Source organism: Bacteroidota bacterium, from assembly GCA_018816945.1.
Lineage (GTDB): Bacteria > Bacteroidota > Bacteroidia > Bacteroidales.
Map to the genome: position 1 here is coordinate 18,165 of JAHIVC010000057.1, position 13,826 is coordinate 31,990.

The window sequence follows — 13,826 nt, forward strand, 5'->3', positions numbered from 1 at the left end:
GTTTAAAGATAGTTTGCGTAGAAAAAGTAAAAATTAGTAAGTGAGTTTTATCTAGTTTTTTCTTTAATCCATTCCCTTGCATTTACAAATGCTTCAATCCAGGGTGTAATCTCATCAGATTTTCTATCTTCAGGATATTCCGGCCAATGCCAAGGCATAAATGCCCGCTCGAGATGAGGCATCATCACTAAGTGACGACCATCAACTGAACAAATTGCTGCCGCAGCATATTGAGAATCGTTCGGATTGGCAGGATAGGAGTTATAGCTGTATTTGGAAGTGATTTTATATTTGTCTTCTGTATAAGGGAATTGGAATTTGCCTTCACCATGGGCAACATGGATTCCCAGACGACTACCTGCAAGTGTTTTTAGCATAATTGAGTCGTTTTCAAGAATATCGACATTAATAAATCCGGCTTCAAATTTACCCGATCCATTATGAAGCATTTTAGCTCGTTGCTCATGTTCAGGATAAACTAGGTTTAATTCCATCATTAACTGACAACCATTGCAAACACCTAAACTTAAAGTGTCCTTTCGTGCATAAAAATTATCGAGAGCTTTTTTGGCTTTTTCGTTGTATAAAAATGCACCTGCCCAACCTTTAGCCGATCCCAGTACATCTGAATTTGAGAACCCCCCCACAAAAACAATCAAATTAACATCTTCCAAAGTTTCTCTTCCCGAAATTAAATCGGTCATGTGCACATCTTTAACATCCAATCCTGCAAGATACATGACGTAAGCCATTTCACGGTCACCATTTACGCCTTTTTCCCGGATGATTGCGGCTTTTATTCCGCTTGGTTTTCTTCTGTTGAGGTTAATTTGGTATTGACTTGCTTTCCCTGTAAAATGAGCAGGAAATTTAAATGTAAGTTCGGTTTCCTTGTAATTTTTATAACGCGCGAGTGCATGATCTTCACCGCATTGCTTGCGATCAAACAGGTACGAAGTTTTAAACCAAAGATCCCTTAATTGATTAATGTTTAATGAATATTGATGATTTTGGTGCTTGATTTTTAAAGTACGTTCATTTGCAATAGACCCGATTTTAAGAAAATCAATATTGTTTTCTTTTAATATTTGTGAGACCGGGTTAAAATCCTTTACCTGAATAATGATGCCAGGATTTTCGCTGAATAAAATTTTTGAGATATCTTGTTCAACGATTTCTGACAAATCAATATTTAGTCCGATATCATTTCTGCCAAAGGTCATCTCCAACAAAGTTGTCACCATTCCACCTGCTGAAATATCATGACCGGCTAATATTAATTCCTTTTTTATAAGTTTTTGAATACCATTAAAGGTATTTTTAAAATATTCAAAATCTTTAATACCGGGTGTTGTAACCCCTAATTTATTCTGAAGTTGAGCGTAACTGCTTCCTCCCAATTGATAATGATCTTTGCTGAAATCGATGTAAATAATCGTCGATTCTTCTTCCTTTTTAAGCACAGGACTAATTACTTTACGGATATTTTCAATTTCGGCTGCTGATGAAATAATAACCGTTCCGGGTGCATAAACCACCGATCCACCTTCATATTTTTGGGTCATTGATAAAGAATCTTTACCAGTCGGGATATTAATCCCAAGTTTGCATGCAAAATCACTGACGGCTTCAACCGCGGTGTAAAGCCTGGCATCTTCACCTGCATTTTTCGCGGGCCACATCCAGTTCGCGCTCAACGAAATGCCACGAATATCATCTTTAATGGGAGCCCAGATAATATTGGTAAGTGCTTCGGCAATGGATAAAAGTGATCCTTTTACCGGATCGACCAAAGCTGCAACGGGTGCGTGACCAATTGCTGTGGCAATTCCTTTTACACCCTGATAATCCAGAGCAACAACACCTAAATTATTTAGAGGTAGTTGAATAGTACCTGCACATTGTTGCATCGCCACTTTACCGGTAACCGAACGGTCGACTTTGTTGGTGAGCCAATCTTTACAAGCTACTGCTTCTAATTGCAAAAGGTTCTCGATATCATTTTTAATATTCGACGAATCAGGTGCAATATCTTTAAAATTTGCCTGAGTTGAAAAATCAACAAGCACTGTTTTGGGTGGCTTTCCGAATAAATATTTCAGATCCAAATCCATAGGATTTTTATCAGGAGCTTGAAAAACAAAATGCTGATCGCCACGTGCCACACCTACAGCATAAATGGGTGCTCTTTCCCTCTGGGCAATTCTTTCGAGTAAAGCGTAATCTTTTTGTTTGATAATCAGCCCCATTCGCTCCTGCGATTCGTTCCCAATTATTTCTTTTGCTGATAAGGTTGGATCGCCTACAGGAAGTTTGCTTAGATCAATTGTTCCACCTGTATCTTCAACCAATTCGGAAAGACTGTTGAGGTGCCCGCCTGCGCCATGATCATGAATTGAAACAATGCTGTTATGGTCTGATTCGACCAAACCCCGAATGGCATTTAACACTCTTTTTTGCATCTCCGGATTGGCACGCTGAACGGCATTTAATTCAATGGCATTCCCGTATTCTCCTGTAGCTACTGATGAAACAGCTCCACCACCCATTCCAATGCGGTAATTATCGCCACCTAAAACAACGATGATGTCGCCTTCTTCAACTTTTCCTTTCAAACTGTCATCTTTTATCCCAAATCCAATTCCTCCGGCAAGCATGATTACTTTGTCGTAACCATAATATTTGTTGTTTTCTTCGTGTTCAAAGGTTAGTAAACTGCCACAAATCAGTGGTTGTCCGAATTTATTTCCAAAATCACTAGCGCCATTTGAGGCTTTAATTAAAATTTCTTCAGGAGTTTGATATAGCCAGAGTCTTTCCTGTGTTTTTTGTTCCCAAACCCGGTTTTTTTCCAATCGGGGATAGGATGTCATATAAACCGCAGTTCCTGCAATTGGTAAGCTCCCTTTTCCACCGGCCATCCTGTCGCGAATTTCGCCTCCGGTTCCGGTCGATGCACCGTTAAATGGTTCAACTGTGGTAGGAAAATTATGGGTTTCTGCCTTAAGTGAAATAACAGTGTCAATATCTTTAATCCGAAAATAATCCGGTTTGTCCTGAGTGGCGGGTGCGAATTGTTCGACACGAGGGCCTAAAATAAAAGCCACATTATCTTTGTATGCTGAAACCAGTGTATTCGGATTTACTTTTGAAGTTTTTTTAATCAGAGCGAATAATGATTCTTTCTTTTCTTCTCCATCAATAATAAAAGTACCATTGAAGATCTTGTGACGACAATGTTCGGAATTTACCTGAGCGAATCCGTAAACTTCGCTATCGGTTAATTTTCTGCCAATTTTTTCACTAACTCCAGCTAAATATTCAACTTCATCTTGACTTAGAGCAAGCCCTTCTGCCTTGTTATAAGTGTTTATGTCATCAATATAAATAATGGGTTCAGGTTGTAATTCGATCTCAAATGTTTTCTGGTCAAGTTCGTTATATAAAACTTCAAGCATAGGATCGTGGGCAACTTTTTTATTTTCAACCTGCTTGAATTGCTCGATTCGGTTAATGCCTTGGATTCCCATATTTTGGGTAATTTCAACAGCATTGGTGCTCCAGGGAGTAATCATCTCTTTTCTTGGTCCGATGAAATATCCTTTCAAACCTTCTTCAGCAATATATTGGGCATCCTCAAAAAGCCATGTTAACTTTTTATGATCAGTTTTTGATAAGGAACTGCTTGTACTAACTAAATAAAAATAATTTGATTTGGCCTGAAAAAAATGAATCATGCTTATCGTTTTTTAAATGGAAGAAATAGAAATATGGCGCAAAGATATAAAATGATCAGAAGATGGGATGAATAAAAAAGGCTAAATTATTTTTGAAAGTCTTTATTTGAAACGCCATATTTTTCACCCTTATCAATGGTGCCTAAAGGTTCAATATGGACTACTATGTCATAAACATTTTCAATTTTTTTCTTGATATTTTCTCCAACTTCATGAGATATATTATGCGACTCGCTCACAGTAAATGAACCATCAACTTCGATATCAATGGAGATCATGTAGGCATTATTTATTTGCCTGATTCTTACCCTGTGAGGGTTATAAACCCCATCCACTTCCAAAGCAGCAGCAAATACAAGTTTATATACGGAGGTATCCAATATCCCGTCCATTAATTCAGTATTGCTTTGAATGAATATTTTGATGGCAACCCACATGATCCACCCACTTACTGCAAAGGCGGTTATGATATCAAGAATCGGCATTTTGAAAATAAAGGTGAAAACGAGGCCAATTAGAACTGATATAGAAATGATTACGTCGTTTTGCATGTTTTTGGCATTTGCGATTAGCATCGAACTGTTGACTCTTTTACCAACTTTAAATTGATAAAGTGCGAGTAACAATTTACCTATAATAGATACAACAGTAACGTAAAGTGCAATGGGGTTGGGCATTTCCCTAAGTTCATTCTCGATTATTTTGGTCCCTGTTGAAATGGCCAGCTGCGCTCCGGCGAAAAAGATAATAAAAGATAATATTTTTGAAGCAATGGTATCCGCTTTTTCGTATCCATAGGCAAAACGTACATTCGGAGGTTTGGAAATTATTTTAGAGGTTACTAAAATAATAATTGAAGTAATAATATCACTTGCTGAGTCGATCCCATCAGCAACAACAGCTAAACTACCTGAGATAAAACCAATTACAATTTTAAGTATTGATAAAATGGCATTCCCGAAAATACTTATCCAGGATGCTTTTTTGATGGCATGTCCTTTTGTCGGGATCATTTGTTTTCGAGTATATCGTTAACCCAGCTTAGACCGGCCATTACACTTGGAAATCCAAGGGTGTTAGATAGCAGAATAACAGCATGTCGAATTTCATTAGGTGAAAATCCAAGTTCAACCAATTGACGGGTATGACTGTGTGTAGCTCCTTCTGATTTAATGGCAATGGATGCGGCAAGTTGTAAGAATTGAGCTAATGCTTCATCCAATGGCCCTGTATTTTTTAAAGTTTCACCTAAGGCTTCAACAGCTGCGATATATTCGGGATGTAGTTTCTTTATTTTTTGATAATGTGCAGGAATGTCTTTATTCATTGTAATGTTGTTAGCGTATCGTTTTCAATTCAAAATTATAAATTAAAACTCAGTTGCAGTATATTAATAGTATAAAAAAAGCTCCCATCGGGAGCTTTTAATTAAGAGGCTAAAAATCTTTCCGCTTCGATGGCTGCCATACAACCTGTACCAGCAGCAGTTATTGCCTGTCGGTAAATGTGATCCTGAATATCTCCAGCGGCAAAAACACCTTCTACATTTGTCTTTGTGGTTCCGGGAACTGTTTCAATATAGCCTGTTTCACTTAACTCAAGTTGGCCTTTAAATAGTTCAGAATTTGGTGTATGTCCAATCGCGACAAAGAATCCATCAATATTGATTTTCTTTTCTTCGCCCGTTAACACATTGGTTAAAATCGCTCCGGTAACTGATTTTGCAAATCCTTCTTTTTTACCCACAATTTCTTTTGTGGTGTGGTTCCAAATAGGTTCAATATTAGGGGTGTCAAAAACTTTTTTCTGCATTGCTTTTGAAGCACGAAGTTCATCTCTTCGATGAATTAAGTAAACTTTTTTGCAAAGCTTGGCAAGATAAGTAGCTTCTTCAGCAGCAGTATCACCACCTCCAACAATGGCAACATCTTTTCCTTTATAGAAAAACCCATCACAGGTTGCGCATGCAGAAACTCCATAGCCATTATATTCAGCTTCCGAATCAATTCCTAACCATTTGGCTGTAGCACCTGTTGCAATGATCACTGTTTCGGCGATCAAAGTTTTTCCATCATCTGCTTTTACTTTGAACGGACGATTGCTAAAATCAACTTCGGTTATCAGTCCGAATCTGATATCTGTACCAAATCGCAACGCCTGATTTTTCAAATCTTCCATCATTTTTGGACCTTCTGTACCTTCCGGATATCCAGGAAAATTGTCAACTTCTGTAGTTGTTGTTAACTGACCTCCAGGTTGTAAGCCTTCATAAACTATTGGTTTTAAATCTGCCCGGGCAGCATAAATTGCAGCGGTATAACCTGCAGGACCCGAACCTATAATCAAACATTTTGTGTGTTCCTGATTTGCACTCATATTTTTTTGTTTAAGATGTTGAGAATTTAATGGATAATTGCCTCTCCAAAATTATGCCAATATTCTCAAGAAAGCGAATCTTTAACTTAAAATTGTTTGATTCACTATAAGTCTGACAGGATGTCGTACCGGTAGCCTGATTTTAGTTTTTAGCTTGCTTTTCTTTATACAAAGGTAAAGTGAATTTGAATTTGCTCCCTTTTCCTTCAATGGATTCAACCCAGATTTTACCTCCATTCTTCTCTACAAACTCTTTACATAAGATAAGCCCTAAGCCTGTGCCTTGTTCGTTATTAGTTCCTGAAGTGGAGTGATTTACATCAATACGAAATAATTTTTCTTTATCGGTTTCATTAATTCCAACCCCATTATCTTCAATGGTAACTTCAATTTCCTTATCAGTTTTTTTCGAATAAACCCTAATTTCACCACCTTTTGGAGTGTATTTAAGTGCATTTGAGATAAGGTTGCGAATTACTGTTGTAGCCATATTGGCATCAGCCCATACGACTATATTGGGAAGAATAATTGCATTGATTGAAATTTCTTTTACGGAGGCTCCGTTTGATAATAAATCGATCGTGGCTGTAACAATATCGTGTAAGGAGATGGCATCAGGTTCCCATTGTATGCTGCCGGTTTGAGATCTTGACCATTCAAGTAAGTTTTGGAGCAGTTTATAGGCGTTATTAGATGCATCGCTCATAGTTTGGATGAGATCAATTCTGTCGGCATCGGTAAAATTATCATAGTCGTCGAGAAGCAAAGTAGAAAATCCCAGCAGCGCATTAAAAGGATTTTTTAAATCGTGAGCGATAATGGAAAAGAATTTATCCTTAGTTGCATTTAAAGCTCTTAATTCAACTGTACGTTCCTGAACCTTAACTTCAAGAGAAGCATTCAATTCTTGAAGTTCTTCATTTTTCTGATGAATTTCACGTTTCTGATAAAAACTTTTTAAGGCTTCTTTCACTGTTAATTCAAGGTCGTCCTCATCCCATGGTTTGGACATATACCTGTATAGGGACGCATAGTTGACAGCATTGGTAACACCTTCTATATTAGCCTGACCTGTCAATAAAATATTTAGGGTATTCGGAGATAGTTCATGAACATTTTTCAATAATTCATCACCTCTCATACCTGGCATAATATAATCAGCGATAACGAGTGGAACATCTATTTTATCGGCAATTAATTCTTGAATATATTCAAGTGCATCTGAACCACTATCACTGTTTTCAATATCATACTCGGTACTGAATTTTCTTTGTAACTGATCTTTTAATGCATTCAGGATGATCGACTCATCATCAACACATAATATTACTGGTTTTGACATATCAAAATCCTTTTAAAGGTAATTTTTTCAATCCTGAAGTTATGGTGTTTACCAAATCATCTTCTGACCAAGGTTTAAATAAACAGGCATGTAAATTTGCATTTTCCTTTGCATTTTTTATAGCAGCTTCATCAGCTTGACCTGTCAACATTACTTTTACAATCCCTGGAAATCTTTTGTGCACTTCAATCAAAAATTCATCGCCCTTTTTCCCGGGCATAAGCCAGTCCGAAACAATAATTAAAACTTCAGTGCCTTCATCAACCAATTCCTGGATTACTTCCATGCCTTCTTCGGCATTTTCGGCAGTTTCATAAATATATTCATCGCCAAGTCTGTTCTCAATTTGTTCCTTGATGCTTTCAAGGATCATGCTTTCGTCATCAACACATAGAATTGCTTTTCGTGCCATAAAAATTTATGTTAAAATGTTACAATTTGATTCATAAATATTCCCTATTATTATTTAATTTGAGACGTATGGTAACCAAATTTTAAAGGTTGTTCCAACCCCAACTTTCGATTCGAAATCTATGGTTCCGTCATGTTTCTTCATTATTTGCTTTACAATATCCAGTCCCAGCCCGCTTCCTTCACCGGCTTTTTTTGTAGTGAAAAATGGTTGAAATATTTTTTCCCTCAGTTCTTCCGGAATTCCGCTACCCGTGTCCGAAACTTTTATCGACACCCCACCATTTTCAGGCTCTACCAAAATTTTTAAGGTTCCATGATTATCCATTGCTTGCAATGAATTGTGAAATAAATTGGTCCATACCTGGTTCATTTCATCGGGATAGCATCTGATCATAGGAATAGTTTTGAAATCTCTTATTACTTCAACACCTTGCTTGATTTGATTGTGATAGAGAATTAATACGGTTTCTATCCCATCTACAATATCCGCCTCAATCTTTTCCCCAACATGATCACGATGTGCAAATTTTTTCAATGCAAATACCACTTTTGATGCTTTGGTTACGGCCAGGTTTACGTTTTGTGTATTCTTTCGGATTGAAATAATATGACGAGCATTTGTTAATACAAAAAGTGAATTCTCACTTCTCAACATTGGGATTATTTCATCAATATTTTCATGAACCCGAATGTACATCAGCATTTCAGCAATTTTATCCGATTCGTTAATTCCATTGTCTTCAAGTTTTTGTGTTAGCTCTCTTTTTAATTGTCGTTTTTCTTTTGAACTTTGCTCAAGGGAATTATTATCAGCTAATGTCATGAGTTTTAGATAAAACTTTAAATCAGTTTCATTCATTATACTTAAAAGCTCAGGTAAATTATTAATCGCTGTATCTAACGAGTCCGACATGTTTCCAACTGATGCGTTTATTGCACCTAAGGGCGTATTAATCTCATGTGCAATACCGGCTATTAATTGTCCCAAGGCAGCCATTTTCTCCGACTGAATTAACTGTGATTGGGTGTCCTGTAAAAATTCCAGGGTAGACTCCAACTCTTCTTTTTGGGTATTTAATTCCAAATTGCTTGCTTTTAATTGGTCAGCCACCCTTTTTCTATCTATTGAAAGACTTATTTGCGCTGAAATAACTTCAAGGATTTGTACATCCGCTTCGTTATATGCATTTTCATCATCATAACTTTGAAGAGCAATTACACCAATCACCTTATCCTTAATAAATAATGGGACGCCCAACCAAACTTTTGACAATGAACCTTGGAAGACTATTTTCCCTTCTTCAACCATTTTTTTCTTCGTAGGAATGTCAGCAAGAAGGGATCGGCCGGAATTGATCACATAGCTTGTCATGTTTTTACCAAGCGGCTGAGGTTCAATTTTATCTTTTTCGTTGATAAAAAATGGAAAGTTTAGATAATTAGTTTTTTCATCATAGAGTGCGATATAAAAGTTTCTGGTGTCAAGCAATCTTTCTAATTCATCCTTTATCATTTGGATGAGGCTGCTAAGATCATCGCTTAACAGAACTGCATTGGAAATATTACTGATTATACTTTGAATTAGTTCACTTTTCTTACGTGCAGTGATTTCATGGGCGATTCCTTCAAAATGTGTGGTTTCATGATCTTTATTCAAAATGGGAACTCTCAATATTTCAAAATATCTTGATTGATGGTATTTATCTCGTATCTCGATTTGAAATACATCCTGTTGATTTTCTTTTTTAACTTGTTTTAATTTTTTTAAGGCTTCAGAATTTAAAATATTATCAGTTAAAAATGATTCAAGGCCAAGTTTTAGTTCTTCTGAAGAATAGCCCAATAGTTTCTGTGCCGAAGGGCTCATGTATTCATAAATTCCTTCATTGTTTTGTGAATAGAAAATATACTCGTTTTCAAGGTTTTCAATAAGTCTTCTTACTTTAGCTTCGCTTACAAGCAGATCTTGGTTCATGACCTGCATTTCATCATTAATGGCCCTGATTTCTTCGTTTTGTTGCTCAATTTCTTCGTTTTGTTGTTGAAGTTCTTCCTTTTGCAAACTCAAATCAAGATTGGCTGCTTCTAATATTTCAGCCGCTTTTTTACGTTCAATGGCTGTGCTCACTTGGCTGGAAATGAATTCGAGTAGCTCAACATCGCTTTTTGAATAGGTGTTTACGTCATCATAATTCTGAATTACTAATGCTCCTAAAACAGTTTCATTAATTATGAGCGGCACTCCGACCCAAACCTCAGCCAATGTTCCAATAAGATCAACAATTCCTTTTTTGTTCATTTCAATTATATCCGCTTTGGTTATGAACAAAGTTTTTTTATTTTTTACAGCATAACCTGTTAAAGATTTACCGGCCGGCCAGGTTTCAATCTCATCTTTTTCATCCTCTATATAACCTACCGATAAAGTATCAGATTCTTCATCATAAAATGCAACAAAAAAGTTTGATGTATCCATCAAAAGTCCAAGTTGACTCTGTATATGGCGTATAAAATCAGCCACATCTGTGGTAGTATTAACAGCCATCGAAATATTGAAAAGGATTTTTTGTATCAATTCTGTTCTCTTTCGTGCGCTGATATCTTCAAAACTTTCAATCCCACCAATGATGTTTTTATTTAAATCAAACAAATATTCTGTGCTTTTAAGAATAGTTATTTCTGATCCATCTTTTGTTTTGATTAGGCATTCATGATTACTTACAGTTTCCCCTATTTTTTCATCAAACAATTGACATTTTTCGGCACAAGAAGTTAACGAAAATTTTTCGCAAGGCTCCCCAAGTGCTTCTTTTCTGGTCCATCCGGTTATAGTTTCTGCTTTTTTATTCCAGCTTGTTATTTTTTTATCCCTATCAACAGTAAATACTGCACTTGGCACCACTTTCAAAATTCGTTCAGCGAATTCCTTTTCTTCTTTAAGTTTGTTCTCTGCAATTTTACGGTTAGTGATGTCACGAACGGTACCAATGGCATTCCATTCATTTTTTATTTTTACAGATGAAAGGGATAAGGCAACAGGAAATTCTTCACCGTTTTTTCGAATAGCGTTTAATTCAACCATTTTACCAATAGCATTACCTTTCCCGGTGTTTTTGAAATTCTTAAATGCAGCTTCTTGAACCTGTTTGTATTCGTCAGGACTTATTAGAGTATGGATATCCTTGTTGTATATTTCTTCAAAAGTATAACCGAAAATATGTTCAGCACTCTGATTCCAGAAAATAACATGGCCTTTATTGTTTATAACGATAATGGCATCATTGGATGAACTCGTTATTTTATCGAATAGTTCCTGCTGATCTTTTTCTTTCTCTTCAGCTCTTTTTCGTGATAAGGCCAGGCTAATCTGGCTTGAGATTATTTCAAGAATTTTTCTGTCTTTATCATTGTAAGCCTTCACATCCGAATAGCTTTGAACAGCAAGAACACCAATAACTTTGTCTTCAACATTTAGTGGTACTCCCAGCCAAATTTGAGATCGCGAACCAACAAAATCTATTTTGCCTTTTTTAACAAGTTCTTCTTGATCGTCATAAGTTACCAGTAATGATTGACGAGTTTTAATGACATAGCCTGTCATCGTTTTTCCTGCCGGGAATGACTCGATAACATCTTTCTCATCAGCAATAAATGGAAGCGAAAGTGAATCAGTTTTTTCATCATACAAAGCAATATAAAAATTTTTGGTATCAATGATAGTAGATAATTGTTCTCTAATTAGAATGACAAGACTTTCAAGACTTTCACTCATCATCACAGCATGCGAAATATTGCCTAATATTTCTTGAACCTGATCATTTCTTTTGCGTTCAGTAATTTCATGTGCCAATCCTTCAATCAAAACAACATTATTGTTTTCGTCCATTACAGGGACTTCCAATAATTCGAATTGTTTGATATTGCCGCCTTTATCCCTTATTTCAATTTCGAAAGGAAGTTGTTTTTCGCCATTTTTGCTTTTTAAAGAAATTGCTTTAGATATTTCGTTTTTTGGATGATCGGTTAAAAATTGCAGAATCCCATGTTCAACCTCGCTTGCATCATAACCTAATAGGGTAGTAATAGAAGGGCTAATATAAACATATTTGCCATCCAAATTCTGCGAATAAAAAAAGTATTCACTTCCGAGGTTTTCAATAAGTCGGCGGGTCCTTTTTTCGTTATTTTGAAGTTCAATATTTATGTCCTGCATTGCATCATTTTGTTGCTGCAGTTCTGCATAATTATTTTTAACTGAATTAGGTTTTTTATCACATTTATTTTTCAGATTGCTCATAGAACAGCATGTTTCGTGATTGTAAGTTGAAATTTTAAATCAATTTTTTTATTTAGTCAAAATATTGTTAAAAGTGTTATTTTTGCACAAATATTAGCTTTCAAACGGGATGTGGCGCAGTTGGCTAGCGTGCTGGTCTGGGGGACCAGAGGTCGTGAGTTCGAGTCTCACCATCCCGACACTTTACCCCAAAAATCGCTCAAGAAGCTCAAATAATTTATCCTTTCTAATTGGTTTTGTAATGTATTCATTACAGCCGGCATTCAAAGCTATTTCCTTGTCACCGCTAATTGCATAAGCCGTTTGTGCAATAATTGGCAAATCAGGATATACTTTTTTAATCAGTCTAGTCGCCTCAAGTCCGCTAAAATCAGGCAGTCTGATATCCATTAGCACCAAATCTATTTTTTTATTTTCGTTGCATAAATCAACTGCTTCCTGCGCATTGCAAGCTCTGAGTGTGTTCGCCCCCCATATTCCCAACAATACTTCCAGCAACAAAAAATTTGAATCCTGATCCTCGGTTATGAGAATGGTTTTTTTTGATTGTTTAGTGTTATTGTAATTCATATTATTTTCCATTGTTATTTTTAGTGTTGTAATTTGATTTAATACTTTTGTAAGTGCCACATTATCACACCTATCAAAATATTATTAATATTGGACAAGTTATAACCATAATTGAAGTAGAAACATAGGTAAAGTACCTATTTGAATTCGTAATTCACTTAGACGTTAAAATATTAGTAAAGTTGAATTGGAAAATTATACCTTTGTCGAACTTAAATGGTGCTTATTATAGTTTAATAGGGAATCCTGTGTAATTCAGGAGCTGTCCCCGCAGCTGTAAGCCCAATGAAGGTTTTAATATCCACAATGCCACTGTTCAAAAATTATGGATGGGAAGGCTATTAAAACCGGGTGAGCCAGAAGACCTGCCATTAAGTAGTTTCGTAGCTTTCGGGAGAAAGGCGAAGGATGGATCAATTTATTTCGATCAAATCTTCACTCAAAAAATCCGATGGTTTCGAATGATTTAATCAATTTATTAATTAAACATTTGTAACTATGTATGTTAAAAAAATGGGACTATTATGCCTGATTCTGATAAATGGAGTCGCATTTGGGCAAACAACATCTGAAAAAAAAATTCAAAATTTGAATGAGGTTGTTGTAAGAAATTCACGATTAAAAGAGTTTGCTATCGGTTCCTATGTTCAGGAAATTGATAGTATAAGTAAAAAGTTATTCTTAAATTCTTCAATGGCTGATTTGTTGGTGAATTTAAGTTTGGTAAGAGTTAATCAAAATGGGCCTGGTGGAGTTTCTAACCCTGCTATTCGGGGCGGTTCTTCGGCTCAGACGGCGGTAATCTGGAATGGCGTTAACATTCAAAATCCTTCAAGTGGGAGTGTTGATTTAGCTCAATTACCTTCAATGTTTTTTGATAATATCAGCTTGCAGTATGGAGGGTCCGGAACTTTATTTGGAAGTGGTGCATCTTCAGGTGCTATTCATTTAGAAGCGGGTGATTTACTTTCCGATGTAAACAAGTTAGGCTTTCAAGCTACTTTAGGTAGTTTTAATGCCCGAAATGCATTTGTTGGTGCAAAACTTGGGAATACTAAGTGGGCAAACGCTTTCAAATATTTTTTCGCTC

General features: G+C 36.1%; 9 protein-coding genes, 1 tRNA gene and 1 riboswitch. Of the genes, 2 read left to right on the plus strand and 8 right to left on the minus strand.

Annotated features, from left to right (window positions below; translation table 11 throughout):
• Nucleotides 1–47 precede the first annotated feature (47 nt).
• From purL to KKG99_08815, 7 genes are all read right to left on the minus strand, one after another.
• On the minus strand, nucleotides 48–3,737 hold the full coding sequence (purL, locus tag KKG99_08785; GenBank protein ID MBU1013091.1) for a phosphoribosylformylglycinamidine synthase: 3,690 nt from the start codon (nucleotides 3,735–3,737) through the stop codon (nucleotides 48–50).
• A gap of 86 nt (nucleotides 3,738–3,823) precedes the next feature.
• Entirely contained in the window at nucleotides 3,824–4,750 is a 927-nt protein-coding gene (locus tag KKG99_08790) for a cation diffusion facilitator family transporter (protein ID MBU1013092.1), read from the minus strand.
• Entirely contained in the window at nucleotides 4,747–5,064 is a 318-nt protein-coding gene (locus KKG99_08795) for a carboxymuconolactone decarboxylase family protein (GenBank protein ID MBU1013093.1), read from the minus strand. Before KKG99_08795 ends, KKG99_08790 begins: the two co-directional genes overlap by 4 nt.
• Nucleotides 5,065–5,165: 101 nt before the next feature.
• Nucleotides 5,166–6,113, minus strand: a complete 948-nt coding sequence (gene trxB / locus KKG99_08800; GenBank protein ID MBU1013094.1) for a thioredoxin-disulfide reductase — start codon at nucleotides 6,111–6,113, stop codon at nucleotides 5,166–5,168.
• A 142-nt stretch (nucleotides 6,114–6,255) separates the two neighbouring features.
• Entirely contained in the window at nucleotides 6,256–7,455 is a 1,200-nt protein-coding gene (locus KKG99_08805; protein MBU1013095.1) for a hybrid sensor histidine kinase/response regulator, read from the minus strand.
• Between the two features lies 1 nt (nucleotide 7,456).
• Nucleotides 7,457–7,867, minus strand: a complete 411-nt coding sequence (locus KKG99_08810) for a response regulator (protein ID MBU1013096.1) — start codon at nucleotides 7,865–7,867, stop codon at nucleotides 7,457–7,459.
• Nucleotides 7,868–7,921: 54 nt separating this feature from the next.
• Entirely contained in the window at nucleotides 7,922–12,166 is a 4,245-nt protein-coding gene (locus tag KKG99_08815; protein ID MBU1013097.1) for a PAS domain S-box protein, read from the minus strand.
• 105 nt (nucleotides 12,167–12,271) lie between these two features.
• Here KKG99_08815 and KKG99_08820 point away from each other — a divergent pair.
• Nucleotides 12,272–12,345: transfer RNA gene (locus tag KKG99_08820), tRNA-Pro, on the plus strand.
• A 4-nt stretch (nucleotides 12,346–12,349) separates the two neighbouring features.
• Here KKG99_08820 and KKG99_08825 read toward each other — a convergent pair.
• Nucleotides 12,350–12,748, minus strand: a complete 399-nt coding sequence (locus tag KKG99_08825) for a response regulator (GenBank protein ID MBU1013098.1) — start codon at nucleotides 12,746–12,748, stop codon at nucleotides 12,350–12,352.
• Nucleotides 12,749–12,936: 188 nt separating this feature from the next.
• Nucleotides 12,937–13,124: riboswitch (cobalamin riboswitch) on the plus strand.
• A 110-nt stretch (nucleotides 13,125–13,234) separates the two neighbouring features.
• On the opposite strand from KKG99_08825, the gene KKG99_08830 reads away from it, so the two are divergent.
• Nucleotides 13,235–13,826 (plus strand): Plug domain-containing protein (locus KKG99_08830; GenBank protein ID MBU1013099.1); only part of this gene is annotated, 592 nt, incomplete at its 3' end.